Source organism: Paraburkholderia tropica (assembly GCF_900109265.1).
Taxonomy (GTDB): Bacteria; Pseudomonadota; Gammaproteobacteria; order Burkholderiales; family Burkholderiaceae; genus Paraburkholderia; species Paraburkholderia tropica.
In genome coordinates this window covers 237086-255000 of the sequence record NZ_FNZM01000007.1, presented here as the reverse complement: position 1 = coordinate 255000, position 17915 = coordinate 237086, and the positions used below count along the sequence as shown (strand labels likewise).

The 17915-nt window shown below is 66.5% G+C and carries 18 protein-coding genes; 15 read left to right on the top strand and 3 right to left on the bottom strand.

Going from position 1 to position 17915, the window contains the following annotated elements:
• The first annotated feature begins 6 nt into the window (after nucleotides 1-6).
• The 7 genes from BMY06_RS13535 (at nucleotide 7) to BMY06_RS13505 (ending at nucleotide 8682) form a co-directional block, all read left to right on the top strand.
• The gene (locus BMY06_RS13535) at nucleotides 7-1956 is read left to right on the top strand and encodes an extracellular solute-binding protein (protein ID WP_080180499.1); all 1950 of its coding nucleotides are present in this window, start codon (nucleotides 7-9) and stop codon (nucleotides 1954-1956) included.
• Nucleotides 1957-1963: 7 nt separating this feature from the next.
• Nucleotides 1964-3013 carry an ABC transporter permease subunit gene (locus tag BMY06_RS13530; RefSeq protein ID WP_074983650.1) on the top strand — a complete coding sequence of 350 codons (1050 nt, stop codon included), beginning with the start codon at nucleotides 1964-1966 and terminating at the stop codon, nucleotides 3011-3013.
• A gap of 14 nt (nucleotides 3014-3027) precedes the next feature.
• The gene (locus BMY06_RS13525) at nucleotides 3028-4173 is read left to right on the top strand and encodes an ABC transporter permease (protein ID WP_080180500.1); all 1146 of its coding nucleotides are present in this window, start codon (nucleotides 3028-3030) and stop codon (nucleotides 4171-4173) included.
• On the top strand, nucleotides 4170-5795 hold the full coding sequence (locus BMY06_RS13520) for an ABC transporter ATP-binding protein (protein WP_074983649.1): 1626 nt from the start codon (nucleotides 4170-4172) through the stop codon (nucleotides 5793-5795). The genes BMY06_RS13525 and BMY06_RS13520 overlap by 4 nt, the downstream gene beginning before the upstream one ends.
• Nucleotides 5796-5900: 105 nt before the next feature.
• A complete protein-coding gene (locus tag BMY06_RS13515) occupies nucleotides 5901-6509 on the top strand; it encodes an RNA polymerase sigma factor (RefSeq protein WP_074983647.1) in 609 nt (202 codons plus the stop codon).
• 16 nt (nucleotides 6510-6525) lie between these two features.
• Nucleotides 6526-6822, top strand: coding sequence for a hypothetical protein (locus BMY06_RS13510; protein WP_065058487.1), 297 nt, complete (start codon nucleotides 6526-6528; stop codon nucleotides 6820-6822).
• A gap of 69 nt (nucleotides 6823-6891) precedes the next feature.
• Nucleotides 6892-8682 carry an ABC transporter transmembrane domain-containing protein gene (locus tag BMY06_RS13505; protein ID WP_065058485.1) on the top strand — a complete coding sequence of 597 codons (1791 nt, stop codon included), beginning with the start codon at nucleotides 6892-6894 and terminating at the stop codon, nucleotides 8680-8682.
• Between the two features lie 85 nt (nucleotides 8683-8767).
• Here the strand turns inward: BMY06_RS13505 and BMY06_RS13500 are convergent, their stop codons facing one another.
• Nucleotides 8768-9106: a hypothetical protein gene (locus tag BMY06_RS13500; RefSeq protein WP_074983646.1), complete on the bottom strand. Its 339-nt coding sequence runs from the start codon at nucleotides 9104-9106 to the stop codon at nucleotides 8768-8770.
• Between the two features lie 323 nt (nucleotides 9107-9429).
• Here BMY06_RS13500 and BMY06_RS13495 point away from each other — a divergent pair, with 323 nt between their 5' ends.
• From BMY06_RS13495 to BMY06_RS13485, 3 genes are all read left to right on the top strand, one after another.
• Nucleotides 9430-10281: a nickel/cobalt efflux transporter gene (locus tag BMY06_RS13495; protein ID WP_065058483.1), complete on the top strand. Its 852-nt coding sequence runs from the start codon at nucleotides 9430-9432 to the stop codon at nucleotides 10279-10281.
• Nucleotides 10282-10355: 74 nt separating this feature from the next.
• Nucleotides 10356-10628: a metal/formaldehyde-sensitive transcriptional repressor gene (locus tag BMY06_RS13490; RefSeq protein WP_065058482.1), complete on the top strand. Its 273-nt coding sequence runs from the start codon at nucleotides 10356-10358 to the stop codon at nucleotides 10626-10628.
• A 3-nt stretch (nucleotides 10629-10631) separates the two neighbouring features.
• Nucleotides 10632-10832: a DUF1289 domain-containing protein gene (locus tag BMY06_RS13485; protein WP_065058480.1), complete on the top strand. Its 201-nt coding sequence runs from the start codon at nucleotides 10632-10634 to the stop codon at nucleotides 10830-10832.
• Nucleotides 10833-10854: 22 nt separating this feature from the next.
• Here the strand turns inward: BMY06_RS13485 and BMY06_RS13480 are convergent, their stop codons facing one another.
• Nucleotides 10855-11439 carry a TetR/AcrR family transcriptional regulator gene (locus BMY06_RS13480; RefSeq protein WP_065058479.1) on the bottom strand — a complete coding sequence of 195 codons (585 nt, stop codon included), beginning with the start codon at nucleotides 11437-11439 and terminating at the stop codon, nucleotides 10855-10857.
• A gap of 284 nt (nucleotides 11440-11723) precedes the next feature.
• On the opposite strand from BMY06_RS13480, the gene BMY06_RS13475 reads away from it, so the two are divergent.
• From BMY06_RS13475 to BMY06_RS13465, 3 genes are all read left to right on the top strand, one after another.
• A complete protein-coding gene (locus BMY06_RS13475; protein WP_074983644.1) occupies nucleotides 11724-12386 on the top strand; it encodes a DUF3313 domain-containing protein in 663 nt (220 codons plus the stop codon).
• 87 nt (nucleotides 12387-12473) lie between these two features.
• On the top strand, nucleotides 12474-12674 hold the full coding sequence (locus BMY06_RS13470; RefSeq protein WP_065058475.1) for a hypothetical protein: 201 nt from the start codon (nucleotides 12474-12476) through the stop codon (nucleotides 12672-12674).
• A gap of 107 nt (nucleotides 12675-12781) precedes the next feature.
• Complete coding sequence (locus BMY06_RS13465; protein ID WP_074983642.1) at nucleotides 12782-14329, top strand: PqiB family protein; 1548 nt, start codon at nucleotides 12782-12784, stop codon at nucleotides 14327-14329.
• A gap of 30 nt (nucleotides 14330-14359) precedes the next feature.
• On the opposite strand, the gene BMY06_RS13460 is transcribed toward BMY06_RS13465, so the two are convergent.
• Nucleotides 14360-15145 (bottom strand): AraC family transcriptional regulator, encoded by a 786-nt coding sequence (locus BMY06_RS13460; RefSeq protein ID WP_074983782.1) that lies wholly within the window; start codon nucleotides 15143-15145, stop codon nucleotides 14360-14362.
• A 253-nt stretch (nucleotides 15146-15398) separates the two neighbouring features.
• Between BMY06_RS13460 and BMY06_RS13455 the strand changes: the two genes are divergently transcribed.
• Together BMY06_RS13455 and BMY06_RS13450 are read left to right on the top strand one after the other, a co-directional pair.
• Nucleotides 15399-17078: a cyclic peptide export ABC transporter gene (locus BMY06_RS13455; protein WP_074983641.1), complete on the top strand. Its 1680-nt coding sequence runs from the start codon at nucleotides 15399-15401 to the stop codon at nucleotides 17076-17078.
• Nucleotides 17075-17905, top strand: a complete 831-nt coding sequence (locus BMY06_RS13450) for an ABC transporter ATP-binding protein (RefSeq protein WP_074983639.1) — start codon at nucleotides 17075-17077, stop codon at nucleotides 17903-17905. Before BMY06_RS13455 ends, BMY06_RS13450 begins: the two co-directional genes overlap by 4 nt.
• The last annotated feature ends 10 nt before the right edge of the window (nucleotides 17906-17915 follow it).

The window sequence follows — 17915 nt, the reverse complement described above, 5'->3', positions numbered from 1 at the left end:
GCGGCTATGAGCGCGTTCCTGCAAAACGCAAAGCGGCGCGCGCGCATCCGGGCAGGCGTGTGCGCGATCGTCTTCGCGCAAGTCACGGCGATGGCGCATGCGGCGAGTCATGAGGCAAACGGCACGACGAACGGCGCGTCGAACAACGAAGCGCAAGGGCACTGGCAAACCACCCTCGCCCTGTTCGACGACGCGCGCCCCGCCGCCGTCCCGGCGCGCCTGCCGTACGCCGACGACACACCGCCGCGCGGTGGCACGCTGCGGCTCGCGAATTACATCGACGCCACGCCGGTCGTCACATCGTACGACTCGCTCAATCCGTTCCTGCTGCGCGGCAACGCCGCGCCAGCCGCGCCGATTCTGCTGTTCGAAACGCTGATGCAACGCAGCCTCGACGACGTCAGCACGCAATATCCGCTGCTCGCCGACCGCGTGGCCATCGCACCGGACGGGCTCTCGGCGACCTTCCACCTGAATCCCGCCGCGCGATTCTCGAACGGCAAGCCCGTGACCGCCGACGACGTCGTCTGGTCATTCGAATGCCTGAGCCGCGCGCCCACGTCGCCGTTCTACAGTGGCCGCTACGCGCTGATCCGCGCGGCGCACGCACTCGACGCGCAAACCGTGCGCTTCGACTTTCGCTCGGCGCAGCGGCGCGCCGTGCTCGACGCGGGCGACCTTTACGTGTTCTCGCGCGACTGGGCGCGCACGCCCGCGGGCGGCACACGCAGCTTCGACCAGCTCGCGACCGTGCCGCCCATCGCGAGCGGCCCGTATCTGATCGCCTCGCGCGCGAGCAACCGCGAAATCGTCTACCGGCGCGATCCGCATTACTGGGGCGCGGATCTGCCCGTGCGGCGCGGCATGTTCAACTTCGACACCGTGAGCTTTCGCCTCTACAGCGACGACTCCGCGCCGCTCCAGGCGTTCCGCGCGGGGGATATCGACGCCATGTTCGAAGGCAGCGCCGAGCAATGGACGCGCAATTACAGCGGCCCTGGTTTTGCCGCCGGCACGCTGCACAAGCAGGAATTCGCCGAGCAAGGCATCAGCGACGCGCAGGGTCTGTTCTTCAATCTGCGCCGCAAGAAGTTTCAGGACCCGCGCGTGCGCGAAGCCGTGGGTCTCGCGCTCGATTACGAGTGGATCAACCGCAACATGTTTTTCGGGCAGTACGAACGGAGTCAGGGCTTTTTCGACGACAGCGAATTCGCCGCGCGCGGCGCGCCCGACGCGGACGAACTCGCGCTGCTCGAACCGCTGCGCGCGAAGCTGCCGCCCGAGGTATTCGGCGAGGTGCCGCCGCAGCCGCAAACCACGGGACGCGACGGCCTGCGCCGCAATCTCGCGCGCGCCGAAGCGCTGCTCGACAGCGCGGGCTGGCAGTACCGCGACGGCGTGCTGCGCGATGCATCAGGCGCGCCGTTCACGATCGAACTGCTCGACGACGGCACCGGCATGCAGCGCATTCTGATGGTGATCGTGCGCAATCTGCGCATGCTCGGCATCGACGCGCGTCTGCGCATCATGGACCAGACGGTCATCAACGAGCGCCTCAAGCATTTCGATTTCGACATGACGACGCTCGGCTATCGCGCGGCGAGCGTGCCCGGAGGCGAACTCGCGCGGCGCTTCGGCAGCGAGGCCGCGCAGACGCCTGGTTCGGAAAACTACGCGGGCGTGAACTCGCCCGCCGTCGATGCGCTGATCGCCGACGTCCAGCACGCCCACAGCGAGCACGCGCTCGTGACGGCGGCGCGCGCGCTCGACCGCGTGCTGCGTTGCGACCGCATCATGGTGCCCGAGTGGCACATCACGCACGCGCGCGTCGCGTGGAACCGCCGCATCGCGCCGCCCGCGCGGGTGCCGAAGCAATATCCGTGGATGGACTGGGTGATCGGCTGGTGGCACGCCGCGCCGCAAAACGCGCCCGCTTTCGCGCAACGACAGGAGTAAGCGCATCATGATCGCCTATATCGGCCGGCGTCTCGCGTTGATGATCCCCACGCTGCTCGGCGTGCTCACCGTCACTTTCATCATCATGCAGTTCGTGCCCGGTGGCCCCGTCGAGCAGGTGATGGCGCGCCTGCAAGGCACGTCGATGCATGGCGAGGGCGGCGGCCGCAACGGCGGCTATCACGGCAACGAAGGCGTCGATCCCGCGCAGATCGCGGCGATCCGCCACGAATTCGGTTTTGACCAGCCGCCGCTCACGCGTTACGTTCGCATGCTCGCGCATTACGCGCGCTTCGATCTCGGCCAGTCGTTCTTTCAGCATCGCTCGGTGTGGGAGCTGATTCGCAGCAAATTGCCGGTGACGGTCACGCTCGGCAGCTTCACGCTCGTGCTCACCTATCTGATCGCCGTGCCGCTCGGCATTGCGAAGGCGCTGCATCGCGGCACCGCGTTCGACTTCGCGACCAGCGCCGCGCTGCTGGCCGCCTATGCGATTCCCGGCTTCGTGCTCGGCGTGCTGCTGATGATGCTGTTCGGCGGCGATCTGTTTCTACATGTGTTTCCGCTCGGCGGCTTCGGCTCGGAAGGCCATGACGCGCTGCCATTCGCGCAACGCGTGCTCGACCGGCTCTGGCATCTGGTGCTGCCGGTGACTGCGTCGGTGACCGGCAGTCTCGCGGTGGTCTCGCTGCTCACGCGCAACGCGTTTCTCGACGAGCTCGCGCGCCAGTATGTGCTGACCGCGCGCGCGAAAGGCGCGGCGCGCAGCGCGGTGGTCTGGCGGCACGTGCTGCGCAACGCGCTGCTGCCGCTCGCGACCGGCCTGCCCGCCGCGTTCATCGCCGCCTATGTGAGCGGCAGTTTGCTGATCGAGACGCTGTTCTCGCTCGACGGCGTGGGCCGCCTTTCGTACGACGCCATCGTGGGCCGCGACTATCCGGTCGTGCTCGGCTCGCTGTTCGTGTTCACGGTGGTCAGTCTCGTCGCGCGGCTCGCGGGCGATCTTGCCTACGCGCTGATCGATCCGCGCATTCATTTCGGCGGCAACGGCCGCTGACTTCGGGGTTCTGCATGGAAGCCATCACACCGCTGCGCGACGAGGCGCAGCCCGCGTTCGACGATGAAAAAACGGCCGCACCGGACCTTGCGGCCGCCGCGCCCGCCGCGCCTGATGCACCCGCATCGACGCCATTCTGGCAACGTCTGCGCCGCCAGCGACTGGGCTGGGCGAGCCTGATCGTGTTCGCCGTGCTGTTCGCCGCCAGCCTCTGCGCGGGCGCGATCGCCAACGACCGGCCGCTCGTCGCGCGCTATCACGGCCACTGGCTGTTCCCGGCGCTGCACGTCTACGCCGATCGCGACTTCGGCGGCGCGCTGCCCACCGAGGCCGATTATCTCGATCCCTTCATACGCGACCAGTTCTCGCGCGACGGCAATTTCGCGCTCTACGCGCCGTGCCCGTTCCGCTACGACACCGTGAACTATCACTCGGCGCGACCGTTTCCCGCGCCGCCATCGGCGCAAAACTGGCTCGGCACCGACGCCTATGGCCGCGACGTATTCGCGCGCGCCCTCTACGGCCTGCGCAGCTCCGTGCTGTTCGCGTTCGCGCTTACGCTCAGCGGCGCGCTGATCGGCGTGCTCGCGGGCGCGTTGCAGGGTTATCACGCGGGCCGCGTCGACCTGCTCGGCCAGCGCCTGATCGAAATCTGGAACGCGCTGCCCGACCTCTATCTGCTGATCATTCTGTCGTCGATCTTCGAACCGAGCCTCGCGCTGCTGTTCGTGCTGCTCGCCGCGTTCGGCTGGATCACGCTGTCCGATTACGTGCGCAGCGAATTCCTGCAAAAGCGCGCGCTCGATTACGTGCGCGCCGCGCGCACGCTCGGGCTGTCCGACTGGCAGATCATGTGGCGGCACATTCTGCCGAACAGTCTCACGCCTGTCATCACGTGGCTGCCGTTTCGCATGAGCGCGGCGATTCTCTCGCTCGCGAGCCTCGATTTCCTGGGGCTCGGCGTGCCGCCGCCCGCGCCGAGCCTCGGCGAACTGCTGGCCGAAGGCAAGGACCATCTCAACGCGTGGTGGATTTCGGCGACGGCGATTGCCGCGCTGGTCGTCACGCTGCTGCTGCTCACGTTTATCGGCGATGCGTTGCGCGAATCGCTGTCGACCGATCGTCATCGCGCGCACGACAACACCCAGGAGCGTTCATGACGACGCCAGTTCTCGAAGTCGACGGCCTCGACATTCGCATCGGATCGCGACGCATCGTCCGTGGCATCGATCTGACGATCGCGCGCGGCGAACGCGTGGCGCTGGTCGGCGAATCGGGCTCGGGCAAGAGTCTCACGGCGCTCGCGCTGCTCGGTCTCGCCGACGCCGCGCAGGTCAGCGGCAGCGTGCGGCTGGCGGGCCAGGAACTGCTCGGCAAGAGCGAGGCGCAATGGCGCGCCGTGCGCGGCGGCGACATCGCCATGGTGTTTCAGGAGCCGATGACCGCGCTCAATCCGCTCTGGAGCATCGGGCGGCAGATCGGCGAAAGCCTGCGTCTGCATGCGAATCTGCGCGGCGCGGCCGCGCGCGAACGTGCGATTGCGCTGCTGCGGCGCACCGGCATTGCCGAACCCGAGCGCAAAGTCGACTGCTATCCGCACCAGTTGTCGGGCGGACAACGCCAGCGCGCGATGATCGCGATGGCGCTCGCCTGCAACCCGCGCCTCTTGATCGCCGACGAACCGACCACCGCGCTCGACGTGACCGTGCGCCGCCAGATCGTCGATCTGCTGATCGAGCTTCAGGAAGCCGACGCGGACGGGCGCGGTCTTGCCGTGCTGCTGATCACGCACGACCTGCATCTGGTGCGGCGCTTCGCGCATCGCGTGGCCGTGATGCAGCATGGCGCGATTGTCGAGCAAGGCGCGACCGAGGCGCTGTTCGCGGCGCAGCGGCATCCTTACACGCGCAAGCTGTTCGACAGCGCGCCGCGCCGCACGCTCGCCCCAGTCGCCGACGACGCGTCGCGCGTGCTCGCCGTCGACGGACTGCGCGCCGGCTATCGCGCGCGGGCGCCGGGCTGGCGCGGCGTGCTGCGTGCGGGGACGAGCGCGGTGCTCGACGGCATCGACCTGCATCTGCGCGCGGGCGAAACGCTGGGCGTGCTCGGCGAGTCGGGCTGCGGGAAATCGACGCTCGCGGCGGCCATCGTCGGGCTGGTGCAGCCGGTGGCGGGCACGATCCGCTTTGCGGGGCTGAATGGACTCGATGGCGCGCCGCAATCACCGCCACGTCGCGTGCTCGCCGCCCACGTGCAAATGGTGTTTCAGGACCCGTTCGGCTCGCTCGCGCCGCGCCTGACCGTGGGCGAGATCGTCGAGGAAGGACTCGCGCTGCATCATCCGGATCTGCCCGCCGATGCGCGGCGCGCGCGCGTGGCGGCGCTGCTGGCCGAAACCGGCCTGCCCGCCGACGCAGCCTCGCGGCTGCCCGCCGCGTTTTCGGGCGGCCAGCGCCAGCGCATCGCGATTGCGCGTGCGCTTGCGGTGAATCCGCGCATTCTCGTGCTCGACGAACCGACGAGCGCGCTCGACGTCTCGATCCAGCAGCAGATTCTTGCGCTGCTCACGACGCTGCAACGGCGTCACGGCCTGAGCTACGTGTTCATCAGCCACGATATCGACGTGCTGCGCGCTGTTTCGCATCGCCTCGTGGTGATGCACGGCGGCAAGATTGTCGAGACCGGCGACACGCTCGCGGTGCTCGACGCGCCCGCGCACGCCTACACGCGCAAGCTCGTCAGCGCGGCGCAACTGGCGCCCGCCAGTCTCGCGGCGGCGTAATCCCCGCGTAATCTTTCGCGCACGCAGGGTTGGGCCACGCCTGCGGCCCAACCCGATCTTCGGCGGGTGTCACAATATTCCCCTTCCCGAATCGTCTTCACGGGTATGGAACCGCCGCTCACCCCGAACCCGCTGTCCCATCCGGACCTTCCGGACCGCGACATCGCCGACACCGTCGCCCGCGAGCGTCCGAGGCTGCGCAGTTTCATCCGTCGCCGCGTGATCGACCAGGACGAAGCCGAGGACATCCTTCAGGACGTTTTCGAGGAACTCGTCGAGGCCTGGCGACTGCCCGAGCCGATCGAACAGGTCGGCGCGTGGCTGTTTCGCGTCGCGCGCAACCGGATCGTCGACCGTTTTCGAAAACGCAAGGAAGTGCCGCTCGCCGATCTCGGCGGGGACGGCCAAAGCGGTGCGGAGCCCGGCGACGATCACAGCGACTACCGCCTCGACCTCGCGCTGCCTTCGGCCGACGGCGGCCCCGAGGCCGCGTACGCACGCGCGGCGCTGCTCGACACGCTGCGCGACGCGCTCGACGAACTGCCCGCCAGCCAGCGCGAGGTGTTCGTCGCGCACGAACTGGACGGGCGCAGCTTCAAGGAACTGGCCGCCGCGACCGGCGTGGGCGTGAACACGCTGCTGGCGCGCAAGCGTTACGCGGTGCTGCATCTGCGCGAGCGTCTGCGGGCGTCGTGGGACGGCTATGACATCTGAACCGAAGGAGAACAACATGCAATTTCGCCGCAAGATTTTCGCCAGGATCGTGGTGGTGCTGGCCATCGTCGCGCTGCTGGGCTGGGTCGTCATGAGCCTGTGGAACTGGATCGTGCCGTCGCTCGTCGTCGATGCGCACGCCATCGACTATCCGCGCGCCATCGGCCTGCTCGTGCTTTGCCGGATTCTGTTCGGCGGATTCCGCGGCCACGGCGGCTGCCGCCAGCGCGGCAAATGGCGTCAGTGGAAGCAATGGCAAAGCATGACGCCGCAAGAGCGCGAACAGTTGCGCAACGGGCCGCTGCCGGACTGACATCGCCCGCAGCGCCGCTGCGTGTATCGTCACGCTTTCCTTCTCATTCGCTCGACTCCGAGACTTGCCATGCCAGAAGCCGCCGTCCGCTCGTCGCGCGTCGCCCCGCTGTTCGCCCTGTTGCCGTTCCTGCGCCCTTATGCCGGGCGCTGGGCGCTCGCCTTTCTCGCGCTGCTGACCTCGGCGGGCGCGACGCTGGCGCTGCCCGTCGCGTTCAAGTATCTGATCGATCGCGGCTTCGCCAGCGGCAACCGCGCGCATATCGATCGCTATTTCATCGCGCTGTTCGTCGTGTCGCTGATCCTCGCGGCCGCCACCGCGCTGCGTTTCTACTGGGTCTCGTGGCTCGGCGAGCGCGTGACGGCCGATCTGCGGCGCGCGGTCTACACGCACGTCATGCGCATGAGCCCACAATTCTTCGAAACCACGCAGACGGGCGAAGTGCTCTCGCGCCTCACCACCGACACCACGCTGATCCAGGCCGTGGTCGGCACCAGCCTGTCGCTCGGCCTGCGCAACGCGCTGCTGACCGTCGGCGGCGTGACGATGCTGGTGGCCACCAGCCCGGTGCTGTCCGGCTACATCATTGCGACGCTGATCGTCGTGGTGCTGCCGATCGTCGTGTTCGGGCGGCGGGTGCGGCGGCTCTCGCGCGCGAGTCAGGACAAGGTCGCGAATGCGAGCGCGCTGGCCGGCGAAGTGCTCAATGCGATGCCGACCGTGCAGTCGTACACGCAGGAAGGCTATGAGACGAAGCGCTTCGGCGGCGCGGTCGAAGCCGCGTTCGACACCGCGCTCACGCGCATCCGGGCGCGCGCGAGCCTGACGGCCGTGGTGATCGTGTTCGTGTTCGCGGCCATCGTGTTCGTGCTCTGGCTCGGCGCGAAGGCGGTGCTCGCGGGCAGCATGACGGGCGGCCAGCTCTCGCAGTTCATTCTCTACGCGGTGTTCACGGCGGGCGCCGTGGGCGCGGTGGCCGAAGTCTGGGGCGATCTGCAGCGCGCGGCGGGCGCGACCGAGCGGCTGTTGCAGTTGCTGGCGGCGCGCTCGCCGGTGGAAGAAGCCGACAAGCCCGTGCCGCTGCCCGCGCAGGGCGACGGCATCCGTTTCGAGAACGTGGGCTTTTCGTATCCGTCGCGGCCTGGCATCGCGGCGCTCGCGGGCTTTTCGCTCGATGTGCGACCGGGCGAGCATGTCGCGCTGGTCGGGCCGTCGGGTGCGGGCAAGACCACGCTGTTCCAGTTGCTGCTGCGTTTCTACGATCCGCAGTCGGGCCGCATCCTCATCAACGGCGTGCCGACGCGCGATGTGACGCTCGCCTCGTTGCGCCAGGCGATCGGCGTGGTGTTGCAGGAATCGGTGATTTTTTCGGGCAGCGTGCTCGACAACATCCGCTACGGCATGCCGGACGCCACGCTCGACGAAGTGCGCCGTGCCGCCGACATGGCCGCCGCCGCCGGGTTCATCGAGCAATTGCCGGAAGGCTATGACACGTTCCTCGGCGAGCGCGGCGTGCGGCTCTCGGGCGGACAGCGCCAGCGCATCGCGATTGCCCGCGCGATTCTCAAGGACCCGCCGATTCTGCTGCTCGACGAAGCCACCAGCGCGCTCGACGCCGCCAGCGAACGGCTCGTGCAGACGGCGCTCGACAACGCCGCGCAGAATCGCACCACGCTGGTGATCGCGCATCGGCTGGCGACCGTGCAGCAGGCCGACCGCATCGTGGTGCTGGAGCATGGCCGCATCGTCGCGCAAGGGCGTCACGCGGATCTGCTCGAAAGCTCGCCGCTGTATGCGCAACTGGCCGCGTTGCAGTTCGGCGATGCCACGGCGAAGCTTCAATCCGCGGCGCACGAATAAGTCACGACGTGCCGCACTTCGGGCGCTCGCATCGCGCGAGCGCCTGCTCTCTTCCCGCCGCGTTTGTCCAGCTTGCCTGGCGTGTCTAGCGCTGGGCGTTCAAGCCCAGCAAACGCTGGCATTCCGCACGGCTCTGCCCCGCCGCCCGCTGATCCTCGCTACCGAGCTTGTCGAAGCGCGCCAGCGCGTCGTTGGCGGCCGCCGGGTTGTATTCCTGCTTGTGCAGCGCGTAATCGGAGTTGCCGTTTTCGACCATATCGCGCATGTCCTTGCGCGGATCGTCGATGCCGTTGTTCTTCACCAGACAGAACAGCACGGTGTAATAGTCGCGCTCGGCGGGCGTGTAGCGCGGGCGCAGGAAGTGCGCCAGCGCTGCCGCCGAAAGAATCAGGCACAGCAGCGCAATCCAGCGTTTTTTCTTCATGGAATTCACATCGATGCGACGCGCGTCGCAAGCTGTGACGGCCTCGCGTCAGGGCACGGCGCGCGCTCGGGAGTCAGCAGACGGCAGGCGCGCGCGAGGCGCGGCGACTGCCCGAAAAGAGCCTGGATTATAAGCGCATCGAGAAATGCCCCGCAACGAAACGGGCGCGAGAATCACGGGGAAATAGCGCAAACCAGTGCGAATTAGTATACCCCCTCACCCTATTTGGGTAATATACCCCCCTACCGTATATTAATCGTCTCGATGAGACGTGACGCGGCGCGCGCCGCAGCCAGTTAGCCAGTCATCCAGGAAAACGCAGCATGATGGACTTTTCGCATCTTCTTTCGCAGGGCGCCTCCAGCGCCTGGCTGTTCATTCCGAGCGCGATCCTGCTGGGCGCGCTGCACGGATTGGAGCCGGGCCACTCGAAAACGATGATGGCCGCGTTCATCGTGGCGATTCGCGGCACGGTTGGGCAGGCGGTGTTGCTGGGCTTGTCGGCGACGCTCTCGCATACCGCCGTGGTGTGGGCCATCGCGCTCATCGGCATGTATTTCGGCCGCAACTGGAACGCCGCAAGCAGCGAGCCGTGGTTTCAGGTGGCCTCGGCGGTGCTGATCGTCGGCGTCGCGGCATGGATGATCTGGCGCACCTGGCGCGAGCAGCGCGCGGCGCATGAGCACGAGCATGGACACGCGCACGGCCATCACCACCACGATCACGATCATCATGATCACGATCATCACGGCCATGATCACCACCACGCCGACCTCGATGCGTCCTCCACCGAGTACCAGGACGCCCACGAACGCGCGCACGCGAACGACATCCGTCGCCGCTTCGCGAATCGCGACGTCACCACCGGCCAGATCGTCATGTTCGGCCTGACCGGCGGACTCGTGCCGTGCCCCGCGTCGATCACCGTGCTGCTGCTGTGCCTGCAACTGAAGCGTTTCGCGCTGGGCGCGTCGCTCGTGCTCTGCTTCAGCATCGGACTTGCGCTGACGATGGTCGTCTCCGGCACGCTGGCGGCGCTGAGCGTCAAGCACGTGTCGAAAAAATGGAGCGGATTCGGCGATTTCGCACGCAAAGCGCCGTATTTCTCCGGCGCGCTGATCCTGCTCGTCGGCCTGATCGTCGGCTATCAGGGTTTGACGGCGCTCGCGGCCTGATGTCGCGGCGCGTAGCGTAGTCCCCCTCGCTATAGGCAGCGGTATACTCGGGTTTCCATCCGTCGAGGTCAGGCATGAGTCACACGATTCGCGAAAAACAGAAGCTGCTCAACCGCGTGCGCCGCATCAAGGGGCAAGTCGAGGCCATCGAGCGCGCGCTCGAAGACGAGCGCGGCTGCATGGACGTGCTGCAACTGATCACCAGCAGCCGCGGCGCGATGAACGGCCTGCTCGCCGTGGTGCTGGAGGATCACATCCGCACCCATCTCGTCGATGCCGAACCCGCCGACGAACACGGCAGCGGCACCGAGCAGCTGATCGAAGTCGTCCACAGCTATTTCAAGTAAGCCATGGCCGTGAAATCGCCGTGCATCGAACTCTGTGCGTTCGATGGCAAAACCGGTTTGTGCACGGGCTGTTACCGCACGCGCGAGGAAGCGCGTGGCTGGAAGAAGATGACCGATCATCGGCGTCATCAGATCATCAACGAGCGCGCGCGTCGTCAGGCCAGGATCGGCCGCGAAACCGGCCCGCGCGTGAAAGGCGACTAAAAACCCGATTAAAAACGCGCGCCTACTTCGCCGTCTTGCGTTTCTTTTCGAGCGGCGCCCAGCTCGCGTCGTCCTGCAAGCGGTCAAACAGGCGATTGCGCCGCGCGCCGTCCAGTTCGGTCAAGCCGATGAGCGTGTGAAACGCCATGCCGCTGGCCGCGAAATACCGCAGCAGCGCGAGTTCCTCGTCGCGCGCTTCGCTCTCGATGGTTTTCGTCACGCGATTGTCGGTGTCGCGCACGCGCCCGAGCATCTCGGGCGATTCCACCATCACCGCCAGCATCGCGCGCGCGACGGAATTCGGCTGATTCACGGCCTCGCGAAAAATTTCGATCTGCGCATTGAGCGTGGGCTCGGCTTTTTTCGCGCCTTCCTTGCCCAGATAATCGGCCGCGATCCGCTGAAACTCGCTGAGCTGATGCTCCAGCAGCGCCTCCAGCACACCGTTCTTGGTGCGGAACTGATGCAGCAGCCCGCCCTTGCTGATGCCGCTTTCGCGCGACAACGCGTCGAACGTCAACGCGCCCGCGCCCTCCCTCGTCAGAATCGCCAGCGCGGCGGCGATGGCTTTCTTGCGGGACAGTTCGGAGCGGGTCGGGTTATCCATGTCGATTCGAGGGCGTGACTAAGAACGTGACAGCGTGACTTCGGGCATGACAGCGTCGGCGAGGGAATCGCGCGCCGATCCGCGTGAAAAGCGGCGCCTGGCGAACGGTCGGTCGGTTGCGGACATGATTGTAACCAATTCCGCCTCGCCATAAAAACAAACCGGGTAGACGGTTTACATTTCTCGAATTTGCCGTTACGCTGCGTCCGCAGTGAACAGCGGTTTCTCACTGTTTCACCCAGCTTTCTTTCAGCGCCCGCTTAATCCATCCAAGGAACCTTCCGATGTTCGGCCAACGCCTCGCACTTCCCCTCGTCACGGGCACGCTGTCCCTTCTTCTTGCCGCCTGCGCCGGCGTTCAGCCGGTCGCCTACTCCGGCATCGACGCCACGCACCAGTTGCAGCCGAATCACGGCGACGACCGCAACAAAGTGCCGCTCGCCTACGGCATTCCCGTCTCCTGGTCGCGCTATACGCAGGTCGTGCTCGACCCCGTCACCGTCTATCGCGGCGCCGACGCGCAATTCGGCGACATGAAAGACGACGACAAAACCACGCTCGCCCGCTACGCGCAGCAGGCCTTCACCGAAAACCTCGGCAAACGCTTCCAGATGACGAACCACACCGGCCCCGGCGTGCTGCGCGTGAAGGTGACGCTGACCGGCGCGGAGAGCACCACGCTGCTCGTGGGTCAGGCGATGCATTTCGATATCGCCGGCAATCTCTACAACGGCGTGCAGGCGGTGCGCGGCGGCCAGGGCGCGTTCAGCGGCTCGGTATCGTACGCGGTCGAGGTGTACGACAGCAACGATGGCCGTCTACTGAAAGCCTATGTGACCAAGCAATATCCGAATGCGATGAATCTGCCCGCGGCGTTCGGCTCGCTCAGCGCCGCGAAAACCGGCCTCGATAAAGGTGCGGAAGCGCTCGTCGCGCAAATGCATTAATCCCGCGCAACAGAACACCGAAGCAACCAGCCCGGCCACGCGAGATTCAATCGCCCGGAATCATTTAAATAATCAGGATGCCTGATTATGAAACACCTGGCGGAATTCGCGTGGTCGGCGGGCCATCCTACGCTGGTCATCACGCTCGTCTTCACGGCTGCGTATTGCGCGGTCGGCATTCCCGCGCATTGCCTGCTCGGTCCGGGCGCGCGCGACTACTACGGCACGATGGCGGGCGTCTTCGCGGCGCTCGCCTATCTGACGCTGATACTGGGCTTTCGCCCATGACCGTCGACGGCAAAGCCAGTGCCATCTGCGGCTTGTGGATTCGCGCACGCGACGCATTCGGCCGGTTCCGGCGCGCGCTCGGCGATGTCATCGCAGGGAAGCTCTGAATGTTGCGCACGATGTTTTCGCCGATGAGCCTCGCGCCGCTCATCGCCTTGCTGGCCGGTGGCCTGCTGCTCGCTCACACGCTGTTCCCGCGCGGCCCGCAACTGACGATCGACTTCGTCAGCGGAGCCGGATTGCAGGCGGGCAAGACGCGCGTGCGCTATCGCAACGTGGAAGTGGGCGAACTCGAAACGCTGCATCTGTCGCGCGACCGCTCGCATGTGACCGCCGTGGTGCGGCTGATGGCGGACGCCGCCCGCCTCGCCACCTGCGGGACGCGTTTCTGGGTGGCGCGTCCGCGTATCGACGCCGGCGGTATTTCGGGGCTCGAAACCCTGCGCACCGCGCCGTATATCGACGTGGATATCGGCGCCGCCCGCACAACGTGCCACAGCTTTATCGGCCTGGAAACGCCGCCCGTGGTGAGCGCCGATCGACGCGGCAGCCGCTTCATTCTGCGCGCCGCGTCGCTGGGTTCGCTGCAGGCGGGTTCGCCGGTCTATTTTCATCGCGTCGCCGTGGGACAGATTCTCGGCTACACGCTGCCGAAAAACGGCCAGGAAGTCGATGTCGACGTATTCGTGAACGCGCCGTTCGATCGCTATGTCACGTCGTCGACGCGCTGGTGGCAGGCCAGCGGAATCGACGTGCAACTCGATTCGCGCGGCTTCAACGTCGACCTGCAGCCGCTCGAAGCGATGCTGCGCGGCGGCGTGCAATTCGACTCGCCCGCCGAAGCCGCTCCGCCGTCGCACGACAGCCGCACCTTCACCCTCGCCGACAACCGCACCGACGCGCTGCGCAGCACGAACGGCCCGGCCGCGCCCGTGCAGATGCGCTTTCGCGAATCGTTGCGCGGCCTCGTTGTGGGCGCGCCGGTCGATTTTCATGGGGTGGAGATCGGCAACGTCACACGGATCGACGTCGATAACAACACCGCGCACGGCGGCTTCGACATGATCGTCAGCCTGAATCTCTATCCGTTCCGTCTCGGGCGACGCTATCGCGCGGCGCTCGGCAAAGGCGACGGCCCGGGCGGACGCACGCTGCTGAGCGACATGATCGCGCAAGGTCTGCGCGGCCAGGTGCGCATGGGCAGCGTGCTCACGGGCCAGCGCTATATCGCGCTCGACTTTTTCCCCAAGGCGCCGCCCGTTCATTTCGATGCGAAGCGCGCGGCGGTCGAACTGCCGACGGTGCCCAACACCATCGAAGAACTGCAAGATCTGCTCGGCGATATCGTCGCGAAACTCGATCGCGTGCCGTTCGACGAAATCGGAAGGAACGTCGATGCGTCGCTCGACGGCGCGAATGCGCTACTCAAGACCCTGAACGATGAAACCGTTCCACAAACGCAGTCCACGCTGGCTTTTGCGCAGACGTCTTTTGCCGCTGCACGCGCCACGCTCGAAGCGGATTCGCCCTTGCAAACCGACGTGCGCACGGCCACGACGCAACTGCGCCGGACGCTCGCGAGCGTGAACGCGCTGGCCGATTATCTCCAGCGCCATCCGGAATCGATCGTGTGGGGCAAGCCTTCGGGTCAGTGAAGGCGACGTGAGTCAATCATCCGCGCGCCGTCAACTCGACGCCAGATAGCGTTGCGGCGATTCGCCCGTCACCTGGCGGAACATGACGATAAACGCGCTCGCGCTGCGATAACCGAGATCTTTCGCGACCTGCGCTACCGAATGCCCGAGCGTGAGGCGCGTGATCGCTTCCGCCACGCGCATCTGCTGACGCCACGCCACGAAGGTCAGCCCGGTTTCCGCATGCAGGCGGCGCGCGAGCGTGCGTCCGCTCGCACCGAACTGCTCGCCCCAAAAATCGAGCGAGAGATCGCTGCCCGGGTCGTTCATCATGTGCTCGCAGAGCTTGAGCAGGCGCTCGTCGCGCGGCAAGGGCACGCCGGGCTCCGCGAGGCTGGGCGTTTCCGCCAGCACCTTCAGCATCAACGGCGCGGCGAGGCCCGCGCGACTCGTGGCCGTATAGCTGTCCGCGCCCTCGACCAGCGTGAGCGCGAGTTCGCGCAGCAAGGCCGACACGCCGATCACGGCGGGATCTTCCCACGGCCAGGGAAACACATCGGGTTCCAGATAGACGCTGCACAGCGCCGTATCGCCGACCGCGTGCAGTTCATGATCGACATCCGACGGCAGCCACACCGCGCGCGACTGCGGCACGGTCCACGTGCGCGCGGGCGTGAGCACGCGAATCACGCCTTTGACCGCGAATACCAGTTGACCATGACGATGCTGATGCCATGTCACGCGTTCGCCGTGGCGGTAGGTCACGAGCGTCGCAGCGACCTCGCGCGGCAGCGGCGTGCGAGCCATCGGGTAGCGCTTGAGCAGAAACGACTTCATCGGACGGACGTACGGGCGCGAAAGGAAGTGGCCCATGATATTGGAAATTGACAAAAAATTGTCAAAAAATCGATATCTCCTGTCCGCCTTTAATTCGCATAAGCCGGTAATCTCCTTACCCATCAAGGCTTCTGGCGGAACCCCGCCCGAAATCAATAATGCTTCTCATTCGTGGAATTACCCCGGTGGACCCTGTGGTCGATAGGGTCGACACACACGATCGCCACGCGCACGAACGACTTTTCCGCCGCTTATGCCCCTGATTGCTTCATTGATCCGCAGCTCGCGCTGGCTTCTGCCACTCGCCCTGCTCGTGAGTCTCGTGAGCGGCTTCGCGAATGCGGCGCTAGTCGCGCTCATCAACCAGGCGTTACAGGCGTCGGGCGCGCAACTCGTGCAACTGGGCGTGCGCTTCGCGCTACTCGCGGCGCTGGTGCTCGCCACGCGCGTGGGTTCGCAGACGCTCTTCATGTATCTCGGCCAGCGCGTGAAAGCGCGTCTGCGCATGCAGACGATCGGCCGCATCGCCGCGGCCTCGTTCCGCGATCTGGAGCGCTGCGGCGCGGCGCGTGCGCTCGGCGCGCTGACCCAGGACCTCGACAGCATCGTCGTGTTCTTCGTGAGCCTGCCGTCGATTGCGATGCAGGGTGCGGTGATCGCCGGTTGCCTCGCCTATCTGGGCATGCTGTCGCTGCCGATTCTCGGCGTCGCGCTCGCGGTGCTCGGCGTGGGGACGTTCGGCACGCATCTCGTCGGTTCGCGCGCGCTGCGTCATCTGCGTGCTTCGCGCGAACGCGAGGACGAGCTGTTGCGCCAGTTTCGCGCGCTGTTCGACGGCGCGAAGGAACTGAAGCTGCATCGCGCACGCGCCGAAGCGTTCGTCGGCGGCCAGCTCGCGCCGCACGTCGAAGCGGTGCGCGCGCAACGCACGCGCGGCTACGTGCTGCATGCGCTCGCGGCGAGCTGGGGCAATCTGCTGCTGTTCGGCTTCGTCGGCCTGACGATCTTCGTGCTCGCGCGCCTGTTCGACGCCGATGCGCACGTGATGTCCGGTTACGCACTCGTCTTTCTCTACCTGATCATGCCCGTGGAAGGCCTGCTGGCGGCGCTGCCCGCGATCAGTTCGGCGCGCGTGGCGTTCGAGCGGATCGGCAAGCTCGAAGCCGCGCTGCCACCTGAACAGGGTCGGCTTGCCGATATCGGTACAAATGTCGCGCAAGCCGCTCAGCCCGCGTTTTCGCGCATCGCGCTCGAAGGCGTCGAGCATCGTTACGTGCGCGAAAACGAGGACGGTTTCTTCACGCTCGGCCCGATCGATCTGACGTTTCGTGCGGGCGAAACGGTGTTCCTCGTCGGCGGCAACGGCAGCGGCAAGACCACGCTCGCGAAACTGCTCGTCGGCCTGTATGCGCCCGAGCGCGGCCGTCTGCTCGTCGACGGCGCGGCCGTGGACGACGCGACACGCGCCGCTTATCGACAGTATTTTTCCGTGGTGTTCAGCGACTTCCATCTGTTCGATTCGTTGCTCGGCTTGAGCGCCGGACGCGAAAACGCGGCGCGCGCGCTGCTCGTCGCGCTGCAGCTCGACCACAAGGTGCGGATTCAGGACGGCGCGTTTTCCACGCTCGCGCTCTCGCAGGGACAGCGCAAACGCCTCGCGCTGCTGGTCGCGTTTCTGGAGGATCGGCCGTTCTACGTGTTCGACGAATGGGCCGCCGATCAGGACCCGGCCTTCAAGGACGTGTTCTATCGCACGCTGCTGCCGGAGCTGAAAACGAAGGGAAAAACGGTGCTCGTGATTACGCACGACGATCGGTATTTCGATCTCGCCGATCGTCTGATCAAGCTCGACAGCGGGCGGATCGGCGCGACGCATTCCAGCCTCGCCGACGGTAACGGCCACAGCGGCAACAACATGGCGAGCGCAGCATGAACGCGATCCTGCACAACGCGGTTCACGAATCAGCGCACGACACGGCAGGCACGCAGACGGCCTTCGCGCTCGAAGGCGTCGCGTTCGCCGCCGGTGGCCGCACGCTGCTGCATCCGCTCGACCTCACGATCGAGCACGCGCGCGTGACCGGTCTCGTCGGCCACAACGGCTCGGGCAAATCGACGCTCGTCAAACTGCTCGCGCGCCAGCTCGATCCCGCCGCCGGCACGATCCGTTACGCGGGCCGGCCGCTCGCACAGTGGAGCGCCCGCGAGTTCGCGCGCCAGGTCGCGTATCTGCCGCAGCAAACGCCGCTCACCGACGGCATGACCGTGCGCGAACTCGTCGCGCTCGGGCGCTATCCGTGGCACGGCGCACTGGGCCGTTTCAGCGACGACGACGCCGCGTGGGTCGAGCGCGCCATGCGCGCCGCCGACGTGCTCGCGCACGCCGATCGTCCCGTCGATGTGCTCTCGGGCGGCGAGCGCCAGCGCGCGTGGCTCGCGATGCTGGTCGCGCAGGACTGCCGCTGCATGCTGCTCGACGAACCGACCGCCGCGCTCGACATCGGCCATCAGCTTGCGGTGCTCGACCTCGTGCGCGCGCTGTGCGCCTCGGGCGCGACGAGCGCGGTCGTCGTGCTGCACGACGTGAACATGGCCGCGCGCTTTTGCGACCGCATCGTCGCGCTGCGCGAGGGGCGCCTGCTGATGCGCGAGCGCGCCGCCGACATCATCGACCCGCTGCGGCTCGAATCGATTTACGGCGTGCCGATGAGCGTGAGCGTCGATCCGTCGAGCGGGCGCCGTCTGGGGTTTCCGGCATGAGCGCGCACAC